The organism is Nitratireductor sp. PBL-C9, assembly GCF_050877045.1.
In the GTDB taxonomy this organism is placed as follows: Bacteria; Pseudomonadota; Alphaproteobacteria; order Rhizobiales; family Rhizobiaceae; genus Nitratireductor; species Nitratireductor aquimarinus.
This window is the reverse complement of record NZ_JBPAXW010000009.1, coordinates 167,457-188,224: the sequence shown is the minus strand read 5'-3', so window position 1 is coordinate 188,224 and position 20,768 is coordinate 167,457. Positions and strand designations below refer to the sequence as shown.

At 63.4% G+C, this 20,768-nt stretch carries 18 protein-coding genes; 11 read left to right on the top strand and 7 right to left on the bottom strand.

Features of this window, described 5'->3' with window-relative positions; all coding sequences use genetic code 11:
* Nucleotides 1–1,203 carry a beta-ketoacyl-[acyl-carrier-protein] synthase family protein gene (locus tag ACRTG1_RS19020; protein WP_432516837.1) on the top strand — a complete coding sequence of 401 codons (1,203 nt, stop codon included), beginning with the start codon at nucleotides 1–3 and terminating at the stop codon, nucleotides 1,201–1,203.
* 76 nt (nucleotides 1,204–1,279) lie between these two features.
* Here the strand turns inward: ACRTG1_RS19020 and ACRTG1_RS19015 are convergent, their stop codons facing one another.
* Entirely contained in the window at nucleotides 1,280–1,675 is a 396-nt protein-coding gene (locus tag ACRTG1_RS19015; RefSeq protein WP_432516836.1) for a VOC family protein, read from the bottom strand.
* A gap of 198 nt (nucleotides 1,676–1,873) precedes the next feature.
* Here ACRTG1_RS19015 and ACRTG1_RS19010 point away from each other — a divergent pair, with 198 nt between their 5' ends.
* The 5 genes from ACRTG1_RS19010 to ACRTG1_RS18990 all read left to right on the top strand — a co-directional run bounded on the left by ACRTG1_RS19010 (nucleotide 1,874) and on the right by ACRTG1_RS18990 (nucleotide 9,690).
* On the top strand, nucleotides 1,874–2,884 hold the full coding sequence (locus tag ACRTG1_RS19010) for a TAXI family TRAP transporter solute-binding subunit (RefSeq protein WP_206546160.1): 1,011 nt from the start codon (nucleotides 1,874–1,876) through the stop codon (nucleotides 2,882–2,884).
* Nucleotides 2,885–3,000: 116 nt separating this feature from the next.
* The gene (locus tag ACRTG1_RS19005; RefSeq protein WP_432516835.1) at nucleotides 3,001–5,082 is read left to right on the top strand and encodes a TRAP transporter permease; all 2,082 of its coding nucleotides are present in this window, start codon (nucleotides 3,001–3,003) and stop codon (nucleotides 5,080–5,082) included.
* A 112-nt stretch (nucleotides 5,083–5,194) separates the two neighbouring features.
* Nucleotides 5,195–6,163 carry a helix-turn-helix domain-containing protein gene (locus ACRTG1_RS19000; RefSeq protein ID WP_206553883.1) on the top strand — a complete coding sequence of 323 codons (969 nt, stop codon included), beginning with the start codon at nucleotides 5,195–5,197 and terminating at the stop codon, nucleotides 6,161–6,163.
* An 80-nt stretch (nucleotides 6,164–6,243) separates the two neighbouring features.
* Entirely contained in the window at nucleotides 6,244–7,677 is a 1,434-nt protein-coding gene (locus tag ACRTG1_RS18995) for an aldehyde dehydrogenase family protein (protein WP_432516834.1), read from the top strand.
* A 27-nt stretch (nucleotides 7,678–7,704) separates the two neighbouring features.
* A complete protein-coding gene (locus ACRTG1_RS18990) occupies nucleotides 7,705–9,690 on the top strand; it encodes a tyramine oxidase (RefSeq protein ID WP_432516833.1) in 1,986 nt (661 codons plus the stop codon).
* Between the two features lie 133 nt (nucleotides 9,691–9,823).
* Here ACRTG1_RS18990 and ACRTG1_RS18985 read toward each other — a convergent pair whose 3' ends face one another.
* The 4 genes from ACRTG1_RS18985 to ACRTG1_RS18970 form a co-directional block, all read right to left on the bottom strand.
* Nucleotides 9,824–10,306, bottom strand: coding sequence for a GlcG/HbpS family heme-binding protein (locus ACRTG1_RS18985; protein WP_090328370.1), 483 nt, complete (start codon nucleotides 10,304–10,306; stop codon nucleotides 9,824–9,826).
* Nucleotides 10,307–10,393: 87 nt separating this feature from the next.
* Entirely contained in the window at nucleotides 10,394–11,005 is a 612-nt protein-coding gene (locus tag ACRTG1_RS18980) for a response regulator transcription factor (protein WP_299939133.1), read from the bottom strand.
* Nucleotides 11,002–12,615 (bottom strand): sensor histidine kinase, encoded by a 1,614-nt coding sequence (locus tag ACRTG1_RS18975; RefSeq protein WP_432516832.1) that lies wholly within the window; start codon nucleotides 12,613–12,615, stop codon nucleotides 11,002–11,004. Before ACRTG1_RS18975 ends, ACRTG1_RS18980 begins: the two co-directional genes overlap by 4 nt.
* 37 nt (nucleotides 12,616–12,652) lie before the next feature.
* Nucleotides 12,653–13,564, bottom strand: coding sequence for a LysR family transcriptional regulator (locus ACRTG1_RS18970; protein WP_206994899.1), 912 nt, complete (start codon nucleotides 13,562–13,564; stop codon nucleotides 12,653–12,655).
* Between the two features lie 326 nt (nucleotides 13,565–13,890).
* On the opposite strand from ACRTG1_RS18970, the gene ACRTG1_RS18965 reads away from it, so the two are divergent.
* The 3 genes from ACRTG1_RS18965 (at nucleotide 13,891) to ACRTG1_RS18955 (ending at nucleotide 16,891) form a co-directional block, all read left to right on the top strand.
* Nucleotides 13,891–14,889: a TRAP transporter substrate-binding protein gene (locus ACRTG1_RS18965; RefSeq protein ID WP_206546154.1), complete on the top strand. Its 999-nt coding sequence runs from the start codon at nucleotides 13,891–13,893 to the stop codon at nucleotides 14,887–14,889.
* Between the two features lie 166 nt (nucleotides 14,890–15,055).
* Nucleotides 15,056–15,601, top strand: coding sequence for a TRAP transporter small permease (locus ACRTG1_RS18960; RefSeq protein WP_206553887.1), 546 nt, complete (start codon nucleotides 15,056–15,058; stop codon nucleotides 15,599–15,601).
* 6 nt (nucleotides 15,602–15,607) lie between these two features.
* Entirely contained in the window at nucleotides 15,608–16,891 is a 1,284-nt protein-coding gene (locus ACRTG1_RS18955; protein ID WP_113153208.1) for a TRAP transporter large permease, read from the top strand.
* A 68-nt stretch (nucleotides 16,892–16,959) separates the two neighbouring features.
* Here ACRTG1_RS18955 and ACRTG1_RS18950 read toward each other — a convergent pair whose 3' ends face one another.
* Entirely contained in the window at nucleotides 16,960–17,838 is an 879-nt protein-coding gene (locus tag ACRTG1_RS18950) for an SMP-30/gluconolactonase/LRE family protein (protein WP_432516831.1), read from the bottom strand.
* A gap of 217 nt (nucleotides 17,839–18,055) precedes the next feature.
* Here ACRTG1_RS18950 and ACRTG1_RS18945 point away from each other — a divergent pair, with 217 nt between their 5' ends.
* Nucleotides 18,056–18,829: a MarR family transcriptional regulator gene (locus tag ACRTG1_RS18945; protein WP_432516830.1), complete on the top strand. Its 774-nt coding sequence runs from the start codon at nucleotides 18,056–18,058 to the stop codon at nucleotides 18,827–18,829.
* Between the two features lie 55 nt (nucleotides 18,830–18,884).
* Here ACRTG1_RS18945 and ACRTG1_RS18940 read toward each other — a convergent pair whose 3' ends face one another.
* Nucleotides 18,885–19,703: an IclR family transcriptional regulator gene (locus ACRTG1_RS18940; RefSeq protein ID WP_206546150.1), complete on the bottom strand. Its 819-nt coding sequence runs from the start codon at nucleotides 19,701–19,703 to the stop codon at nucleotides 18,885–18,887.
* Between the two features lie 286 nt (nucleotides 19,704–19,989).
* Between ACRTG1_RS18940 and ACRTG1_RS18935 the strand changes: the two genes are divergently transcribed.
* Nucleotides 19,990–20,694, top strand: a complete 705-nt coding sequence (locus ACRTG1_RS18935) for an MOSC domain-containing protein (protein ID WP_432516829.1) — start codon at nucleotides 19,990–19,992, stop codon at nucleotides 20,692–20,694.
* Nucleotides 20,695–20,768: the final 74 nt, after the last annotated feature.

The window sequence follows — 20,768 nt, the reverse complement described above, 5'->3', positions numbered from 1 at the left end:
ATGACAAGGCAGGTTGCCATCACCGGCATGGGCGCCGTCACGGCGGCGGGCATTGGTGCGGACACGCTGTGGAACGCGGCAGCGGCCGGGCGCTCCGCCGTTCGCACCATCGATCTGCCGGGGCGGGAAAAGGCGCGCGTCAACATCGCTGCGGCGCTGGATGAGGCGACGGACGCGCGCATCGCGGAACACACCAACACGACCACGGACCGCTTTGCAGCCATGGCGCTTCTGGCGGCACGGGAAGCGTTCGGTCAGGCGAACCTGCCGGGCGAAGCCTTCGGCCAGCGCTGCGGCATTGTGCTGGGCACTGGTGCTGGCGGCGCTGTCAGCACGGATCGCAACGCCCGCGCATTCTATGTGAAGGATGTGGACGCCGAGCCGATGAGCGTGCCCAAAGTCATGCCCAATGCCGCCGCCTCGCTTCTTTCGATGAAATACGGCATGACCGGCCCCGCACTGACCATCTCCACCGCCTGCGCTTCATCGGCCCAGGCCATCGGCCTCGGTTTCGAGCTAGTCCGTTCCGGTGCGCTGGCCCGGGTCATCGTCGGTGGATCGGAGGCCATGCTCACGCCCGCCGTTTTCCGCGCATGGGAAATGCTGCACGTTCTCACGCCCGTCGCTTCACGCCCCTTTTCCCGTCGCCGCGATGGCATGGTGCTGGGCGAAGGCGCAGCCATTCTCGTGCTTGAGGCTGAAGAAAGCGCGCGGGAGCGCGGCGCTGAAACGCTCGCCCTGCTTGCCGGATATGGAACCACCAGCGATGCGCGCGACATGCTGCGCCCCGATGCCGATGGCGCGGCCCGCGCCATGCAGCTGGCGCTGCAATCGGCCAACCTCGCGCCCGACGCCATCGGATATGTGAACGCCCATGGAACGGGCACGGTCTACAATGATCTTGCGGAAGCCGAGGCGCTGCGCACCGTGTTCGGCGCACGCCTTCCCGACCTGCCGGTCTCATCCACCAAACCCGTTCACGGGCACTGCATCGGCGCGGCTGGCGCAATCGAGCTGATCGTCACCGTCGCCGCCCTGCGCGAACAGATCGCGCCCCCCACGATCAACTGGCTCGGGGCCGATCCGAAAATTCCGCTCGACCCCGTGCCCAATGAACGCCGGCCGGCGACGATGGACGCTGCGCTCTGCAACTCCTTCGCCTTCGGCGGCATCAATGCAAGCCTCGTCGTGAAACGGGCCTGAAACGTTCCATTTCCCTGATCTCGAGAAATTCCAGACGCAAAACCGGTTGCCGGTTCTGCCGGAATTTCTCTGGCAGTTAATGGAAGCGGCCGTGCTTCTGCAGCACTTCGATCTTGTAGCCGTCCGGGTCCTGCACGAAGAAGAAACGCGCCAGAAGCGTGCCCTCGCGCTCGAAGGCGACAATGTCGCGCGGCGCAAGACCGGCCGCCTTGAAACGGGCGTGCTCGGCATCGAGATCATCGACGACAACCGCCAGATGCCCATAACCATTGCCCAGATCATAGGGCTCGGTCTGATCCTTGTTGATGGTGAGCTCGACCTCGAAGCCGGTCTCCGCATTGCTCAGATAGACCAGCGTGAAGCTGTCGAAATCGAGACGGTCCGCAATATTAAGGCCGAACGCTTCCTTGTAGAAAGCGACCGATTTTGCCTCGTCCAGAACGCGGATCATGGTGTGAATGCACTTGGCCAAGATGCCTCCAATAGCGTTTCAAGCGGCGCTGGCTAATCTGCCAAGCGCCCGTTTTTCCGTTGTCGAGGCACCCGAATAACAGAGTTGAGGCATAAATGTGATGGTATCTTGCCACCATCTCACTTGAAAGATTGATGCTGACCGGCAGGAATGCTAGCTCACGTTACGTTACTTGTTTTTATCTCTTGGGAGGTTTCCGTGAACAGACGGCGTTTTGCGATTATTGGAGCAGTCTTGTGCGGCATCGCCGCGAGCGGTGTGGCGCTTGCCCAGCAGCCGCAGTTTTTCCGCATCGGCACCGGCGGCACGGCCGGCACCTACTATCCGATCGGCGGCCTCATCGCCAACGCCATCTCCAATCCGCCCGGCTCGCGCCCCTGTGAGGAAGGCGGCTCCTGCGGTGTTCCCGGCCTGATCGCCACCGCCCTTTCGGCCAATGGTTCGGTTGCCAATGTGAACGCCATTGCCGGCGGTTCGCTGGAATCCGGTTTCTCGCAGTCGGATGTCGCCACCTGGGCGCACAGCGGCACGGGCATCTGGGAAGAGCGTGATCCGGTCGAAAAACTGCGCGCCATCGCCAATCTCTATCCCGAGACGATCCACCTGGTCGCCAGCGCGTCCAGCGGCATCGACAGCGTCGATGACCTGGCCGGCAAGCGCGTCTCCCTCGACGAGCCGGGCTCCGGCACGCTGGTTGACGCCCGCATCATTCTCGATGCCTACGGCCTTACCGAGAAGGACGTGGAAGCCCATTACCTGAAGCCCGACCAGGCTGCCGAGCGCATGCGCGACGGCGCAATGGACGCCTTCTTCTTCGTTGGCGGTTTCCCCGCCGGCGCCATTGCCGAGCTCGCCAGCCAGCATGACATCACGCTCGTCTCCATCTCCGGCGACGAAGCAGCCAAGGTGACGGGCGAGCATGGCTTCTTTGCCGCCAACACGGTTCCTGCCGGCACCTATGAGGGCGTGGGTGAAGACGTCACCACGCTTTCCGTCGGCGCACAGTGGATCACCAGCGCAGACCAGCCCGAAGAGATGGTCTACGAGATCACCAAGGCGCTGTGGAACGACAACAGCCGCAAGCTTCTGGACGCCGGCCACCTGAAGGGCCGCCAGATCACGCTCGACACCGCGCTTGACGGCGTCGGCATCCCGCTGCATCCGGGCGCCGAGAAGTTCTACCGCGAAGCGGGTGTGCTGGGCGACTAAGCCCTGCCGGCAAGCATCGCCAACGCAAACGGACTCGGCCTGTCACCACGGGCCGGGTCCGTCTTTTCAGGCGTCGACGCGCGCACCAAACGTGATTTCCAGAGAGGCTTTGCAGGATGGCCCATCCATCTGAATCCGAACGCGCGGAAGCGCTGACCGAAGAACAGATGAAGGCGCTCGAAGAGCGCTATGATCCGGAAGTCCGTTTCAGACCCCTGCCCGAACTGCTCGGCTGGATCGCCGGCGGCGCGCTGTTCGTCCTCTCCTGCTATCACTATTACACGGCCGGTTTCGGCATTCCGCAGGCGACCACGCATCGCGGCGTGCATCTGGCCTTCACGCTGGCGCTGATCTTCGTTTTCTTCGCCGCCTGGAACCAGCCGCGCGAGCCGCGTAAGGGCCTGCTCTACCCGCTCGGCATGCCGGTCATCGACTGGGTTCTCGCCATCGCGGGCGCAGTGGCGGCGCTCTATGTGCCGTGGATCTTCAACGATCTCGCCTTCCGTGTCGGCGATCCCCTGCCCATCGACGTGTTCATGGGCACGGTGCTTATCGTCGTGCTGCTTGAGGCCACGCGCCGCGCCATGGGCTGGCCCCTGCCGGTCATCGCCCTGCTCTTCATCGCCTATGCCTATTTCGGCCAGTCCATGCCCGGCATTCTGGCGCATCCGGGCGCGAGCTGGAGCAACATCGTCAACCATCTCTACCTGACGAGCCAGGGCATTTACGGAACCGCGCTGGGCGTCATCTCCACCTATGTGTTCCACTTCGTGCTGTTTGGCGTTCTTGCGACGCGCATCGGCCTCGGCCAGCTCTTCATCGACCTCGCCTCGGCCCTTGCCGGACGCTATTCCGGCGGCCCGGCCAAGGTGTCTGTGCTTTCTTCCGCCATGCTCGGCTCGATCTCCGGCTCGTCCATCGCCAATACGGTGACCACCGGCTCGCTGACGATCCCGGCGATGATCCGCATCGGCTATCCGCGCCATTTCGCAGCCGCCGTGGAAGCGGCAAGCTCCACCGGCGGTCAGATCACCCCGCCGGTCATGGGCGCCGTCGCCTTCCTGATGATCGAATATCTGGGCGTGCCGCTCACCACCATTCTGACGGCTGCCCTCGTGCCCGCCTTCATGCACTTCTTCGGCGTTCTGGTGCAGGTGCATCTGGAAGCCCGCCGTCGCGGCCTGCGCGGCCTCACCAGGGATGAGCTGCCCGTCGCCTGGACCGTCTTCAAGGCCGGCTGGCTCACCACGCTGCCGCTCTTCGTGCTGGTGGCCATTCTCCTGTCGGGCAAAACGCCCTATCTCGCCGCCTTCTGGGGCATCTCCGCCTGTCTTCTGGTGCTCGTCATCCAGAATTTCATCCGCCACGACATCAAGACCGCGATCCGCGAAAGCGTGCGCGAGACGTGGGACGGGTTCGTTGTCGGTGCGAAATACTCGCTCTCCGTCACGGCGGCCGCAGCCCTTGTCGGCGTCATCATCGGCGTGGTCACGCTTACCGGCGTCGGCTTCAAGATCGCCTATATGGTCACATCCGTTGCCGCCGGCTGGGCGCAGAGCGTGGCCGACAGTCTCGCCTTCCTGCCGTTCGAGCTCTTCAGCGTGAGCACGCTCACCCTGCTCTTCACCCTGATCATGACCGCAATCGTCTGCGTTCTGATGGGCTGCGGCATCCCCACCACGGCGAACTATCTGATCATGATCGCCGTGGCGGCCCCCATTCTGAGCCTGCTCGGCGTCGAGCCCATCGTGGCGCATTTCTTCGTGTTCTATTTCGGCGTTCTGGCAGACATCACCCCGCCGGTGGCGCTGGCGGCCTATGCGGCAGCCGGCATCGCCGGGGCCAACGCCTTCAAGGCCGGCAACACCGCCTTCCGGCTCGGCATGGGCAAGGCGCTGGTGCCGTTCGTCTTCGTCTTCTCGCCCTCCATGCTGCTGGTCACCGACAGCTTTACCTGGAACGAGTTCTTTCTGGCGACCATCGGCGCGATGCTCGGCATCTGGATGCTGTCGGCGGCGTTCTCAAGCTGGCTGTTTGCACCGCTGCGCGTCTATGAGCGGCTGCTGCTCGCGCTCTCCGCCATCCTGTTCGTCGCGCCGGATCTCTACGCCACGCTGGCCGGCGCCATCATCGCCGCACCGGTTTTCGTCCGGCAGTTCTCGGTGCGCAAGGCAGACACCGTCACGGCGGAAAACTGAGGACGGCAGGGGCGGTGCATACCCCACCTTGCCGAGCCGCTGAAAGCTGACTACGCTTCCCCCGCCGCTTCCTGCCCGCAATGCGATGGCAGGCGACGGCGGGAGGAGAAACATGCCGTCTGACGAGACGAACAGCCTGGCGCCGCTGGACGCCTTCCAGGCTGGCGTACGCAATGTTTGCGGGCAATTCCTGGTTTCGCCGCCGGACGGCGCACGGGATATGCGCGGCATCATCACACTGAAACAGCGTCAGGCGCTGGCGGTTGCCGTGGTGCGCAACAGTGCGGCCCGGATCAACCGCGACTGGCGCTGCATCAGGCAGGATTCCGCCGAGCACCTGTTTCTGGTTCTGCAGAAGGCGGGCCATTCGGTGATGCGTCAGGGCGATGCCGATGTACGGCTTGCGCCCGGCGACTTCATCATGATCGATTCCGCCTATCCCTCCCGCTTCCTCTATGGCGACAGCGGCAGCCTGCAATATTCCGTGCACCTCAACCGCGCCGAATTCGCCCATCGCTTCGGCACCTGCGCGCTGGGTGGCTGTCCGATCCCCGGCTCCACCGATATCGGCATGGCGCTGCGCGCCACCATCGACCGCATCGTGGATGGCGAGGGAGCTGCCGCGCAACAGCATTTCATCGGCGAGGCCTTCTTCAACCTTATGGGGGCCTATCTCTGCGGCATGGAGGCAGGCGACCTGCCCTCATCGGAGACGAGCAACGAACTGCTCATGGCCAAGGCGCGGGCTTATATCCGGCAGCGTTTCCGCGATCCCGAATGCACGCCGGCAGACGTCGCAGCCGCCATGGGCGTCAGCCTGCGCGCCCTGCAGCGCCGGTTTCAGGCCGCCGGCTCCTCCCTGTCGGAATGTCTCATCGGCGCGCGGCTCGACTATGTGTGCCAGCGGCTGATGGCGCAGGAGACGGCGGGAACCTCGGACCGCATCTCGACGATCGCTTTCGACGCGGGCTTCAACGACCTGTCCTATTTCAACCGCCAGTTCCGCGCCCGCTACCGGGTGCCGCCCGGCGAATACCGCCTGCATGCGGCGACGCCATCGGCCAAAAGCGTGACGCAATAGTCCAAGACCGGTGGCCGGCCCGCTTCCACTATGCCCGATTGATGCCGCCTGAAAGGCGGCGCTATCGGAGGAGGAAGACGATGGCAGACACCGCGACAGCCACAGGCGCAGATGCGTTCCAGAACATCATCGATGGCCGCCCCGCGCCAACCGCGGGAGGCCAGCCCGTGCTTGATCCGGCAACCGGAACACCGGTCGGCCAGATGCCGCTTGGCACGGTTGAGGATCTCGAAGCGGCGGTGGACGCCGCCCGCGCAGCCTTTCCCGCATGGGCGGCTGCCAGCGATGCGGACCGTCAGGCAGCCTGCCTGAAGATCGCAGACCGGCTCGAACAGGCGATCCCGGAGCTTGCGCCCCTTCTGACGGCTGAGCAGGGCAAGCCCATTGGCGGTTTCGGCTCGCAATGGGAAATCGGGGCTGCCGCCGCATGGACCCGGCACACGGCAGGCCTCGAACTGCCGGTCTCCGTCCTGCAGGACAACAATGAGGGCCGCGTGGAGGTGCACCGCAAGCCCATCGGCGTGGTTGGCTCCATCACACCGTGGAACTTTCCCGTGCTGATCGCCGTCTGGCACATCATTCCCGCCGTGCGCGCCGGCAATTGCGTGGTCATCAAGCCCTCGCCCAACACACCGCTCGCCACGATCCGTTTCGTCGAGATCATCAATCAGGTGCTGCCGGCCGGCGTGGTCAACATCGTGTGTGGCGCAGATGAAATCGGCGCGGCCATGTCCGCCCATCCCGGCATCGGCAAGATGGTGTTCACCGGCTCCACCGGCACCGGCCGCAAGATCATGGCCTCGGCTGCCGAAACGGTAAAACGCCTGACGCTGGAACTCGGCGGCAATGATGCAGCCATCGTGCTGCCCGATGTCGATCCGCAGGCGGTTGCCGAAGGGCTCTTCTGGGGCGCGTTCCTTAACAACGGCCAGACCTGCGCCTGTATCAAGCGGCTCTATGTGCATGACAGCATTTATGACGCCGTCTGCGATGCACTCTCGGCGCTGGCCGCCGCCATTCCCATGGGCGACGGACGGCAGGACGGCGTCGCGCTCGGCCCGGTGCAGAACGCCATGCAGTTCGAGCGCGTGAAAGAGCTGGTCGAGGAGGCAAGGGCTTCCGGCGCGCGCATTCTCACTGGCGGCGCGCCCTCCGGCGGGCCGGGCTATTTCTATCCCGCCACCATCGTCGCCGATGCCGAACACGGCATGCGCCTTGTCGATGAAGAGCAGTTCGGCCCGGTCCTGCCGGTCATCCGCTACACGGATGTGGAGGCCGTGATTGCACGGGCCAACGACAATCCGAACGGGCTTGGCGGCTCCGTCTGGTCGCAGGACACCGAACGCGCCAAGGCGCTGGCGCTGCAACTCGAATGCGGCACCGCATGGATCAACAAGCACGGCATGATCCAGCCCAACGCCCCCTTTGGCGGCATCAAGCAATCCGGCGTCGGCGTGCAGTTCGCCGAGGCAGGGCTGATGGAGAACACCGTCGGCCAGACCCTGATCATGTAACGGCACGGTTCAAGAGGAGGAGACACGATGAAGAGACACTTATCCGCCACCTGCGCGGCCATGGCGCTCACCGTCTTATGCGGCGGCGCTCTGGCTCACCCACTGGACGGCCTGTCGAAAGAGGAGATCGCCGAGGTCGTCACCATCATGAAATCCGATGACCGGATTTCCGACGAGGCCCGCTTTCCGCTGATCGAGCTGAAAGAACCGGAAAAGGCCGAAGTGCTTGCCTGGAAAGAAGGCGATGAAGGCCCACGCGCCGCCACCGTCCATGTCATCTCGGGCGACGAGACCTACAAGGCCGAGGTCAATCTCGTTTCCGGAGAAATCAGCGATTTCGGCGCCATTGGCGGCCAGCACATGGTGCTTCTGGAAGAATTCATAGGGGCCATGGATCTGGCCCTTTCCGACGAAAACTTCGTCGCCGCCCTCGCAAAGCGCGATCTGGAGCCCGGCGACGTGTTCTGCCTGCCGCTCACGGCCGGCTCGTTCGACATGGAGGCGGAAGCCGGCCAGCGCCTGATGAAGGTGCCCTGCTACGTCAATCCGACCGGCTCCAACTTCTACGCCAAGCCCATCGAGGGGCTTTACGCCGTGGTCGATCTCGCCGGCAAATCCGTGGTCGAGGTGATCGACAATGGCGTCGTGCCGGTGCCGCAGGATACCTGGGGTTACATGGAAGATGAGGTCGAGGCGCGCACGGGCGCGCTGCGGCCCGAAAGCAATCCCGCCACGCTTCGCCAGGAAGGCGATCCCAATTTCACCATCGACGGCAGCATGGTGAACTGGGACATCTGGCGCTTCCGCTGGCGCGTCGACAAGCGCCCCGGCGTGGTTCTGTCCAACATCGAGGTCAATGACCGCGACGACTGGCGCTCTGTGCTCTATCAGGCCCATCTGTCGGAAGTCTTCGTGCCTTATATGGACCCGGACGAAGGCTGGTACTGGCGCACCTATATGGACAGCGGCGAATATGGTTTCGGCATCTTCCTGAGCCCGCTGCGCGCGGGCGTGGACTGCCCCGCCTATGCGCGCTTCCTGCCCGCCACCGTGCATGACGATCTGGGCAACCCGATCGAAATTCCGGATGCGTTATGCATCTTCGAACGCAATATCGGCGACCCCGTCTGGCGGCATTACGAGATCTTCGCCCAGAGCGAGGAACAGTCCGTGCCGGCGGAAGGCCGCCCGGCAAGCGAGCTGGTGGTGCGTTCCGCCTCACAGGTGGGCAATTACGACTACCTCATCGACTATGTGTTCGAGCAGAACGGGCGCATCCGCGTGATGGTCGGCGCAACCGGCCTCGATGCGGTGAAGGGCGTTGCCTCTACCTCCATGGAGGATGCAACCGCCGAACAGGAAACCCGCTACGGCACGCTGATCGTGCCCAATCTGGTTGCACCCAACCACGACCACTTCTTCAACTTCCGGCTCGATTTCGATATTGACGGTCAGGACAATGTCTTCATGCGCACCGGCCTCGTGAAGGGCGACATGCCCGATGGCGTGCCGCGCCGCTCCATGTGGGTGACCGAGGCGACAATGCCGAAGACCGAAATGGAAGCGCGCTATCGCGTGAACCCGGCAACGCCGGCCATGTATCACATCATGAACATGGGCCGGAAAATCGGCGTCGGCCATGCGCCGGGCTACATGATCCTGCCGCAGAACAGCGTCGCCTACAGCCCGCTGGACACGGAGAACGATCCGCCCGCAAAGCGCAACGCCTATATCGACTACACGTTCTGGAACACGCCCTATGCGGCAAACGAACGCTATGCCGGCGGCGAATACGCTTTCCAGAGCGACGGGTCGGACACGCTCGCCGAGTGGGTGAAGCAGGACCGCAGCATCGACAACACCGACATCGTGACCTGGTACACGATGGGGTTCCATCATGTGCCGCAGATGGAGGACTGGCCGGTCATGTCGACCATGTGGAAGGGCATCACGCTGAAGCCCTACAACTTCTTCCCGCACAATCCGGCGCTCACCGTGCGACTGCCCAAATAGGCCAGAGCATCGGACCGAAAAATGGAGTCCGGTTTTCGGATCATTCCGATGCTCCATCAATAAACCAGCTGGCAGAAACGAAGAGAGGCGCGACCGAAAGGCCGCGCCTCATCTGTTCAACCCGTAGGGGTGATTATTCGGCGCCGATGGCGTCGAGACCGGCGCGGGCGCAGGTGGCGTCAATGTCGCCCGAAGGCGCGCCGCCGACACCGATGCCCGCCACCAGAGCGCCACCGATGCGCACCGGCAGACCACCGGCCTGGATCACCAGACGGGAATCCATGTCGCGCAGGCCGTCATTCTGCGGGTTCTCACCGATGAAGTTGGCCAGACCGGCCGTGTCGCGGCCAAGGCTTGCGGAGGTGAAGGCCTTGCCGACGCTGCTGCCGGTCGTGTGCGGGCCGGAATTGTCGGCTTTCACGAGAACCTTGGTTGCGCCGCTGCGCTCCACCACGGCAACGCTCACCGCGTAACCTTCAGCGGCACAGGCGTCGAGTGCAGCCTGAGCAGCCTTCTGCGCCATGTCGAGCGGCAGGTAGGGAGCGGTGGGCAGGTCCTGAGCCGAAACGGCGGTCGCGGCCAGAAGCGAGGCGGAAAGAACAATCGAACGGATCATCGGGAACTCCTTGGGTTTGGATGATCCGTTTCTAGCAATCTGCCCCGCTCCACCGCATCGGTAGCGCTGGCGGGGGGCTCCGTAGTTCTACGGATGCCTGTTCGCCTGCAGCCAGAGCCGCGTCATTTCCGCCGCCGATGTCGTGCCGAGCTTTGCGCCGATGGAAGCGCGATGGCTTTCCACCGTGCGTGGCGAAACGGCCATGGAAGCGGCAATCTCCTTGGTGGTGAAGCCGCCGGCAATGCGCTCCAGAACCTCGCTTTCACGGCCCGTCAGGCTCGCCAGAAGATCCGCCGTTTCGGCGTGTTCGGCCGCTTCCCGCTCAGAGCGGTCCAGCATGTCCTGCGCCTTCTGGATGGCGTCGATCAGATCCTGCTCATCGACGGGCTTGCTCAGAAAATCCACCGCGCCATTGCGGAAAGCCCGGCGGCAGGCCTCGATATCACCATGGCCGCTGATCACCACGGTCGGCCAGTCTATGCCCTGCGCGATCAGGCGCTCCTGAAGCTTCAGACCCGAGATCACGGGCATGCGAATGTCGAAGATGAGGCAGCCGGGCGGCAGCTTGCCGAGCGCGGCCAGAAAACTTTCGGGGTCGGGAAACGATTTCACGTCGACGTCGACCGTGTTCAAAAGCAGCACCAGAGCGCGACGCACGGCTTCGTCGTCATCCACCAGATAGACCGGCCTGCCACTCATGCCGAAACCCTCCCGTCATCGTGCTTGATCTCGTGCCGTTGGCTCGCCAGAGGGAGGCGCACCTGAAAGCGGGCGCCTCCTTGCGAGGGCAATAGCTCGATCTCGCCATTCATGCGCTCGACGATGCGTTGCGAGAGCGAGAGGCCAAGCCCGGTGCCCTGCTCCTTGCCGGTCACGAAAGGCTCGAACACCTGCCCCGCCAGCGCTTCATCCACGCCCGGCCCATTGTCATACACGTCCAGAATGGCGAGCCCCGCCTCGCGACGGCTTGTGACGCTCACCTGCCCGTCCTGCGTTTCTTCCAGCGCCTCAAAGGCGTTGCGCACGAGATTGAAAATCACCTGTTCGAGCTCCGTCCGGTCGGCGCGCACGGCCAGCGCCTCATCGGCAAGGTCCAGCTTCAGCTTCACCGAACGCTTGCGCGCCTCGGGCGCAAGGAGCGCCTCAACGCCGCCGATGGCCGCATTCAGGTCGGTCATGCCGGTCTCACCGCGCGGCGGACGGATCCACTGGCGCAGATGCGAGAGAATGTCCGCGCCGCGCCGTGCCTGCGCGACAAGTTCGTCCAGCACGGACGCCACGGCCTGCGTATCGCCCTTGCCAAGCAGGCGGCGGCCTGCCTGCGCCTGGGTCAGAATGGCGGTGAGCGGCTGGGTCAGCTCATGGGCGATGCCGCTTGCCATCTCGCCCAGCGAATTGACCCGCGACGCATGGGCCAGCCGCGTCTCGCGCGCAGAGAGCTTCGCTGCACGTTCCGCCTGCATGCGCCCGGCCCATTGCTGCCACAGCGCCAGACCGGCCAGGAACAGCAGCGACATCACGATCAGCGCCGGAACGATCTTCGACATGGGGAACAGCGCCGCCATGTGCTGGGTGACTGCCGTGCGCAGCACAAGCGGCTGCGAGGCGCTGCCCAGCGTTCTCTCGAAAGCGGGTGGCCCGACGATTTCATCGCCGATCAGAAGCGCGCCATCGGGAAAGACAAGCGACTGGCTTGCCGAAGCGGTCTGCCAAAAGTCGCGATCACTCTCCAGAAGTCCCTGCGCGTCGATCTCAAGACCCAGACCATAGATCGCCGCATCGTTGTTCGGGCTGCGCTTGACCAGAAGATAGTGCCCCGGCGCACCGCCGGGCATTGGCCCCAGAACCAGCGACCCATCGGTTGCCTGAACCGCTGCGCGGATCGCCGCATCGACCGCCGCATCGGCTGAGCCGCGGGTCGTCACGCCTTTGCCGTCCTCATCCACGGGCACGAGATCGACAGCCTCAATGCGTGGATAGAACCGGCGGAGCGCATTGGCCACGTCGAGAAAGAGATCGAACCCGCTTTCACCGCCGGCAAGCGCCACCGCCGAGAGCGCCGTCATGTGCGCGTCGTGCTGACCGGCCCGCTGCGAGGCAAGGCGATGCAGCGCCGCACTCTCATCATCGAGTTCCGAGAGCAGCCGCCAGCGCTCATTGGCGGCAATCGCGGCAATGGTCGCAAGCGCCAGAACGAACCACGCGGCGACGAACCAGACCGGTCGGCCGAAGCCCCGAAAGCCCCCATGGCCCCCATGGCCCCCAGGGCCCCCAGGGCCCATGCGATTGTCGGAAGAATTCTGTTTCATGCGCGCGATCTTGAGGAAGGGCGGGGCTTTTGCAAGCTCATTGTGCCGGAAACATCTCGGCCACGATTTCCGCCAGATGCTGCAGCGCCGCGCCGGCACCGGCCTCTCGCCACGCAAAACCGATTTCGATTTCAGGCTGCACGCCGGCAAGCCGGAAATAGGCAACACCCGGTCGCACCATTCGCCGCATCGTGCTCGGCACGAAGGCGACGCCAAGCCCGCCGGAGACCAGATTGATGATGGTCTGCATCTGCATGGCCTGCTGCCCCGGAAGCGGCGCAGCGCCCCGCTCCGCATAATAGCGGGTCACGAGATCGTGCAGCACCGGCGCGCCATGCCGGGGAAAGAGAATGACCGGAAGGTCGCGCAGGGCTGCAAAGTCCAGCTTGCCGCCACGGGGCCGCACGCGACCGGAGATCACCCACTCCTCCGGCACGGCGACCACCAGCCTGTCCTTTTCCACCGGGCGGTAGCGCAGGGGCGAATGCAGCGCACCGCGCGGCGGGGTGATGACGATGCCGGCATCCAGCGTTCCGTCGAGCAGTTCGGCGATCTGCACATCGCTCGTGGCCTCGCTCAGAACCAGTTCCACCTCGGGAAACCGCGCCTTGAAGCGGCTGACCAGCTCCGGCAGGAAACTGTAGCTGACGAAACTGATGAAGGAGAGCCGCACCGTGCCGATTTCGCCGCGCGACAGACGCTGCGCCACCTGCGGCAAATCGCCGGCCTCCTCCAGCACACGCCGCGCATGCGGCAGCCACTCGCGCGCCACGGGCGTCAGCGCCACGCTGCGCCTCGTGCGCTCGAACAGCGGCAGGCCGAGCTCCGCCTCCAGCGCCTGAATGCTCTGGCTGAGAGGTGGCTGGGTCATGCCGAGACGTTCTGCGGCACGACCGAAATGCAGTTCCTCGGCAACGCTGACAAAGTGCCGTATCTGGCGGATGTCCATGCGCTTCTCATCTGCAAAGCAACTTAATTCAATACGATATATATATTTCTCATATCACACAAACACCCATAGCCTCGGCCCGGATGGTGGCGCATCGCCTGAAACGGCGCTTGAGGACGGGTCCCGGAACAGCGCCGCCGGCGCTCGGTCCGGCGATGCAGCGGCGCGGACAATCGCAAGGGGGACATGGCCATTTCCGCAAATCCCGCCGCCCCGGCGAACAGTGTCAGATTGAATAATTGGGGACCGAATGGGTTTGACACGCCCGATCCTTTGGGCGAATGGGAGAAAACAATCGCAATGAAATTCCATAAAGGGAGAGAGTGATGAAACTTTTCGCAAGAAATCTTGCGTCTGCGGCAGCGTTCGCTACGGCACTGGGCATTTTGGCTGGCGCGCAGTCCGCGCAGGCTCAGCAGGAAATCAAGCTCGGCTACGCGCTTGCGCCGAACTCGCATTACGGCGTCGCCGCCGACAAATGGCAGGAAGAAGTCGAAGCCAAGACTGATGGCCGCTATTCCTTCCGTCACTTCCCCTCCTCCGGCCTCGGCGGTGAGCGCGAAGTGATCGAAGGCCTGCAGATCGGCACGATCGAAGCCACCATCGTCTCCTCCGGCACGCTCAGCAACTTCGTGCCCGAGACCGGCGTGTTTGACATCCCCTTCCTGTTCCGTGATCTCAATCACGCACGCGACGTGCTCGACGGCGAGATCGGCCAGAACATCCTGGCCAAGTTCGATGATGTCGGCCTGGTTGCGCTTGCATGGGGCGAGCAGGGCTTCCGCCACATCACCAACAACCGCAACACGATCGGCAAGCCCGAAGACGTCGCCGGCCTGAAGCTGCGCACGATGGAAAACCCGATCCACATCACCGCCTTCGAAACGCTCGGCGCCGCGCCGACCCCGATGGCATGGCCGGAAGTCATCAGCTCCCTCCAGCAGGGCACGATCGACGGCCAGGAGAACCCGCTCTCCGTCATCACGTCGACCAACCTCTCCGAGGTCCAGAAGTATCTGACGCTTTCCGGTCACGTCTATTCGCCGGCCATGCTGCTCGTCTCCAAGCAGCTCTGGGAAGGCATGTCTGACGAAGACAAGCAGGCGTTCCAGACGGGTGCGACCGAAGCCGCAAAGGCGATGCGCGCCTTTGTCGACAATGTCGAGACCTCCGGCGTCGCACAGCTCAAGGAAGAAGGCATGGATGTCGGCGAACTCACCGCCGAGCAGAAGGCCGCCTTCCAGCAGGCCGTCCAGCCTGCCTATGAGCAGTACTACGAACAGTATGACAAAGCGCTGATCGACCAGATCATCGCGACGAAATAAGCGCTTCGCGCCATCACGTCCGGACGGCGGCCCCGTGGTCGCCGTCCGAATTCTGTTTCAGAATGTAATTTTTCGGGCCAGACGGTTCCCACCGCTCGTGGGGATGGGCTAAACAAAGCCCGTTCAACGGGCTGCGGCGCAACCGGCCGCCAGGCGGGGAAGATCGGTGAAAACGTTCGAGCGATATTTTGTTGCCCTCAACAAGTGGGCGCTGGTGCTGCTTCTCGGCGCCATGGCGGTCATCGTCTTCGCCAATGTTACGCTGCGCTACCTGACGAATTACTCGATCACCTGGTCCGAGGAAGTCGCCCGCTACCTGATGATCTGGATGACCTTCATCGGCGCCGGCCTTGCCCTGCGCACCGGTGGCCATGTGGCGATCAGCAATTTTCAGGAAATGCTCGGCAAGTATGGCCAGCGCGCAGTGCGCATTCTCATCCTGCTTCTGCTTCTGGCCTTCTTCTCGCTCATGATCTGGATGGGCCTGAACTACATGGAGCGCGCCCGTTTTCAGCTCACGCCGGCAACCCGCGTTTCCTTCCGTTACATCTACGCCGCGATGCCGATCGGCTTCAGCCTGCTCATCGTGCATCTGCTTCTGGTCGCGCGCTCCTTCGTGATGGAAAACCGGTTTGTCGACATCGAGACCGACACCCCATCCGCCGCGCTCGCCGAGAGCGGTGACACCCATATCGCAGCCAACCGGGACTAGACGGCCGTGGCGCTGATCCTCTTTGCATCCTTCTTCCTCCTTCTCATCATCGGCATGCCGGTGGCCTTCGCGCTGGCGCTTGCCGTCTGGGCCGCGATCAGCCTCGGCAGCACCTATCCGCAGATCGTCATCGTCAAGGAGATGTTCTCGGGGCTGGACAGTTTCCCGCTCATGGCGGTGCCGTTCTTCATTCTGGCGGCCGAGCTGATGTCCAGCGGCGCGATGACGCAGATCCTGCTGCGTTTCGCCTCGCAGTTTGTCGGCCATCTGCGTGGCGGGCTGGGCTACGCCAATGTGGTGTCGTCCACCATGTTCGCCGGCATCTCCGGCTCCGCGCTCGCCGATGCCGCCGGCCCCGGCGCAATGATGATCCGCATGATGGAGAAGGACGGGTACGACAAGTCCTATGCCAGCGCCCTCACGGCGTCGGCCTCGGTGGTCGGCCCCATCATCCCGCCATCGATCATCATGATCCTCTACGCCATGCAGGACGAGCGGGTTTCCGTGATCGCCCTGTTCATGGCGGGCCTCATTCCCGGCGTCGTGATCTCGCTCGCGATGGCCGCGACCAACTGGTATGTCTGCCGCAAGCGTGGCTTCAAGAGCAGCGCCCCGCGCCCCTCCGCGCGCGAGATGCTGCGCACCAGCTTTCAGGCACTGCCCGCAATCTTCCTGATCGTGCTGATCATCGGCGGCATTCGCAGCGGCATGTTCACGCCCACCGAAGCCTCGGTTGTGGCCGTGTTCTACGCCCTTCTGTGCGGCATGTTCGTCTACCGCTCGCTGCGGATACGCGACCTGCCGGACATCATCTATCGCTCCGCGCTCGTCACCGTCGCCATTCTGCTCATCCTGGCAGCGGCCCGCGCTTTCGCCTGGATCATCATCATCGAGGGCATCCCGCAGAGCATCGCGGCCACCATCGTGGCATGGGACCTCAGCCCCATCGTGTTCCTGCTGGCGGTCAACGTGCTGCTCCTGGCTTTCGGCCTGTTCATGGACCCGCTTCCGGGCGTCATGATCCTCGTGCCAATCCTCAGCCCCATCGCCTATTCGCTGGGCATCGACCCCATCCACTTCGCCATCGTGGTGATCGTCAACCTGACGCTGGGGCTTTTGACGCCCCCGGTCGGGGCGTTGCTGTTCGTCGTGTCGTCAGCGGTGAAGATCCGGGTCAGCGACATGATCCGCGAGATGCCGCCCTTCCTGATCGTGCATCTGATCGTGTTGCTATCGCTGACCTTCATCCCGGCGCTGTCGACCTGGCTGCCAAGCCTCAGCGGCTACTAAAGCAATCCCAGGAAAAGCGGGAATGCTCTAACTTCAGCCCCCGCTGGCGTCAGCCGGTCAGACCAGCGTCAGCCGATCAGAACGTCGGGTTCAAACTTGCCCGTCGGCATACCCAGATCGACAAGAAACACGCCCCCGGCCGCATCCGCGCCGGGGCTTTCAGGGTCGATGTTCACCGAGGCCGATGTCACGAGAAGGCGCTCCGCCTCCGGCCCGACAAAGGCCGGGCAGGTGGTCAGGGCGGCCGGCAGCGCGATCTTGCGAAGAAATGCGCCATCTGGCGCGTAGACCTGCACCCCGTGCCCGCCCCAGCACGCCACCCAGAGATTGCCCTGCGCATCCACCACCGCGCCATCGGGCATGCCGTCCTCGAAAGGTGCGCCGAATGGCGTTGGCGCGCCAATGGGCAGACCGGTCCCCGCGTCGAGCGCGACCTGCATGATCTGCCGGGTCGGCGTATCCGTGAAATAACCCAGGCAGCCATCCGGCGAAAAGCAGATCGCGTTGCTGACCGTGATGCCTGAAAAGAGGCGGCGCAGCGCGCCCTTGCGATACCAGTAGATCGAGCCCGCGCCTTCCTTCTCGTCCTTGCCCATCGTGCCGATCCAGAAGGCGCCGGACGGATGCACGCGGGCATCGTTCGAGCGGGTCTGCGGCTGATCTGCCTCCAGCGGCATGTGCAGGCTGAGACTGCCATCGGCGATGCTGCGCAGGTAAAGACCGCTCTCCGTCACCAGCAATTGCCGCTCGCTGTCGATCCGCGCAAGCGCGCTGGAGAGTTCGGGCAAGCCATGCCGGCGCGTTACGCCGCCTGTAAAGCAATGCTCAAACAACACCCTGCCGGGTATGTCGAACCACCAGACCGTGTCCGTGTGCCGGTCATAAGTCGGCCCCTCGCCCAGCGTGCAGCGGAAACCTTCAAGCCGCTCCCAAACCGTTCCGGTCAAATGCCCCTCCTTTGCCCATATGCCCCTCAGCGCAGACATAGCGCTGCCTCCGCATCGCCTTCAAGCGGAATGCACCGGAAGGAGTCCTGCCCCAGCCTTGATCACATTTTGGAGAGAATGCCGCCTGGCACACCGTCAGAAGCCCTCAACATATTGATATACCGGCGATCTTTCACTTAAAAAGGCGTGGGGGCCCTACATCAAGGCGAAGCATACGGTGAAAGCACGGATAGAAGACGGGAATAGCAGCACAGTCGCATTGCAGAACGGTCTGGAATTGGTTCGCCGTCTCTCCGACGAAGGTCCGATGACCAGTGAGGAATTGGCACAGAGCCTTTCCCTGAGAAGCGACACGACCGCCAAACTTCTGAAAACGCTGGAAATGCACGGTTTTGTCGAACCCGCACGGTTCGCCAAACGCTTCCAGCCAGGCAGAATGGCTGGAACCCTTTCAGAGAAATTTCTTGGCGATACGCCCGTTACCGACATCGTCCGCCCCGTTCTTCAGGCGCTTGCCGACCAGCATGACGGAATCGGAACGCTCGTGGTGGCGGACCGTGACGAAGCCCTTCTTCTGGTCACCTGCAGCGGCCCGACCCGCCAGAATGCCCATGAATGCCATGTGGGCTCGACATACCCCCTGCAATTCACGGCGGGCGGACACGCCCTGCTCTTCACCATGCACAATGCAGCAGACGAACCGATTGCAGAGCGCGGCTACAACGAGGTCGAAACCAGGGCGCTCGAAGAGAGCTTTGCGTTCTTCTGTGCATCAGGGTGCTTCCGGACGCCGCTTCCCGAATGCGATCTGCTTTTGCTCGGCGCGCCGCTCCATCTCAGCAATGCCGTTCTGGCGCTGGAGCTTGCCGTTCCCACCGGATCAAGCGCCAGCCAGGACACGACAGCGGCGGTCAAGGATCTTCTGGCGGCCGTCGAGCTGATCCAGCGCAAATGCTCCACGCTTGGCGTGCGCTATCTGGAAGATTCCTGAAACGGCATCGGTTTCTGCGTCAGGCGGACACGCCTGACGTCGGCAGGGCCTCGCCTCAGACGGCGTGCTGGTGAAACTGGGTGTTCTGGGCGCGGGTCGATAAGGCAGCAGACAGATGCAGGAGTTCCTGCCCCAGCTCCCTGAGACGCGATGGTGGCGTATGGGCGCGGGGCGCACCGCAGGCGATAGACATCGCGTTCAGCTGGCCCGAAGGTCGCAGTGGCACCGCCACGCCATGCACATCTTCATGCCAGTTGCCCAGCGACAGCGCAAAGCCCTGCTCCTCTATCTCCGAGAGCCCCTGCTCGACATGCTGCGCCAGGTGCGACCAGTCCCCACCGTGATGCCGCTCTAAAGCCGCCATCAGGTGCCCGAGCTGTGTTTCTTCAAGACAGGAAATCAGCGCGTGGCCGATGGGCGAGGCGGCAAGCGGAATACGCGAGCCGGCCTCCAGGCGTAACGTGACCAGCGTGGCGCTGCTGTGGCACACTTCCAGATGCAGCGCGTCGGTGCCGTCGATTACGGCAAGAGCGGTGTGAACCCGGAAATTGTCCGCAATCTCCTGCAGATAGGGGCGCGTCAGCTCGACGATCTGCGCTTCGCTGCGCGCACCATATCCAAGCCGCACAACCCCAGGAGCCAGGCGAAAGCGACGACGGCTGGCGCTGTAATGCAAAAGCCCCATCAACGCGAGGGATTTGGTCAATCGTGCAACGGTAGCAGCCGGCAGATGCGTGCGCTCGACAATGTCGGAATTGCTCATCCAGACGGGCGCTTCGGCAAAAACGGAGAGAAGGCGCAGTCCCCGGGACAGCGCGGTTGAAACAGGCGGCGTCTTGCGCCCTTGCCGCTTGAGTATACCCGCGCCTGCCATTCTCCCCCCTTGGTGTGATGTTGAACCCTTCGGAAAAAGGGAACCAAAACTAGCAACACTGACGCTCGACAGGCAACGATAAACATGCGTTTATCGCAAACATTCTATGGCAAACTGCAATTTCAAAACCGGGTTTAGTTCTGAAACACTGCGTCAACACGCTAGTTCACATGAAACCCTAAACTGGCTCACAACGCCGGCCTCTTCCGCCTCTATGTACTGACCGGACCTGAAGCACATCTTTTCGATCCGATGCTCCAGGACACCAAACTCAGGAGGCAACCACGTGCCCCACGCGACAAACACCCCACTGAAAGCCCTCCTGATCGGCGAAATCGCGCCGCTTGGAGAGAAGCAGGCGCCAAGCGGCATCGACAAGAAGCCCGTCGAAAGGGCTCTTTTCCTCAGCCACACCGGCTTCATCGGCGACAATCAGGCAGACACCAAACATCATGGTGGCTCCGAAAAGGCCGTTCACCACTATCCCCGCGATCACTATGACGCCTGGCGGGAAGAGATCGGTGACAACACCCTTCTCGACAGCCCCGGCGCGTTTGGCGAAAATCTCTCAACCCTTGGCCTCAATGAAGAGACCGTGGCGCTGGGCGATGTGTTTCGCCTCGGCAACGCCATTCTTGAAGTATCCCAGGGACGGCAGCCATGCTGGAAGCTGAACAGCCGCTTCGGCGTCAGGGACATGGCGCTCAGGGTACAGAAAAGCGGCCGCACCGGCTGGTATTACCGGGTCTTGCAGGAAGGTCAGGTAGCGCCGGGCGACGCGCTTGAACGGATCGAACGCCCCCTGCCCGAATGGCCGCTGAAACGGCTCTGGCAGACGCTCTACGTCAAGACGCTCGACCGCAGCGAGCTGGAAGAGATGGCCGCGCTGGAGAAGCTGCCCGATGGCTGGCGGCGCTATGCGCAGCGACGCCTTGAATCCGGCAAGGTCGAGAGCTGGAACCGCCGCCTGCAGGGCGACAAAGCCGACTGAGGAACACGAACACGCGCGCTCCGACAGCACGCGGGGCGCGCACTCAAGCCCGGGTGGTCATCTTCCAAAGTGGA

What these genes read in the sequence shown, in the direction of transcription:
- ACRTG1_RS18980 (WP_299939133.1), bottom strand. Translation starts at nt 11,005, where the DNA reads ATGAGTGGCAGGCCGGTCTATCTGGTGGATGACGACGAAGCCGTGCGT.
- ACRTG1_RS18990 (WP_432516833.1), top strand. Translation starts at nt 7,705, where the DNA reads ATGAAGAGACACTTATCCGCCACCTGCGCGGCCATGGCGCTCACCGTC.
- ACRTG1_RS19020 (WP_432516837.1), top strand. Translation starts at nt 1, where the DNA reads ATGACAAGGCAGGTTGCCATCACCGGCATGGGCGCCGTCACGGCGGCG.
- ACRTG1_RS18975 (WP_432516832.1), bottom strand. Translation starts at nt 12,615, where the DNA reads ATGAAACAGAATTCTTCCGACAATCGCATGGGCCCTGGGGGCCCTGGG.
- ACRTG1_RS19005 (WP_432516835.1), top strand. Translation starts at nt 3,001, where the DNA reads ATGGCCCATCCATCTGAATCCGAACGCGCGGAAGCGCTGACCGAAGAA.
- ACRTG1_RS18940 (WP_206546150.1), bottom strand. Translation starts at nt 19,703, where the DNA reads ATGGCAGGCGCGGGTATACTCAAGCGGCAAGGGCGCAAGACGCCGCCT.
- ACRTG1_RS19000 (WP_206553883.1), top strand. Translation starts at nt 5,195, where the DNA reads ATGCCGTCTGACGAGACGAACAGCCTGGCGCCGCTGGACGCCTTCCAG.
- ACRTG1_RS18985 (WP_090328370.1), bottom strand. Translation starts at nt 10,306, where the DNA reads ATGATCCGTTCGATTGTTCTTTCCGCCTCGCTTCTGGCCGCGACCGCC.
- ACRTG1_RS18995 (WP_432516834.1), top strand. Translation starts at nt 6,244, where the DNA reads ATGGCAGACACCGCGACAGCCACAGGCGCAGATGCGTTCCAGAACATC.
- ACRTG1_RS18970 (WP_206994899.1), bottom strand. Translation starts at nt 13,564, where the DNA reads ATGGACATCCGCCAGATACGGCACTTTGTCAGCGTTGCCGAGGAACTG.
- ACRTG1_RS18965 (WP_206546154.1), top strand. Translation starts at nt 13,891, where the DNA reads ATGAAACTTTTCGCAAGAAATCTTGCGTCTGCGGCAGCGTTCGCTACG.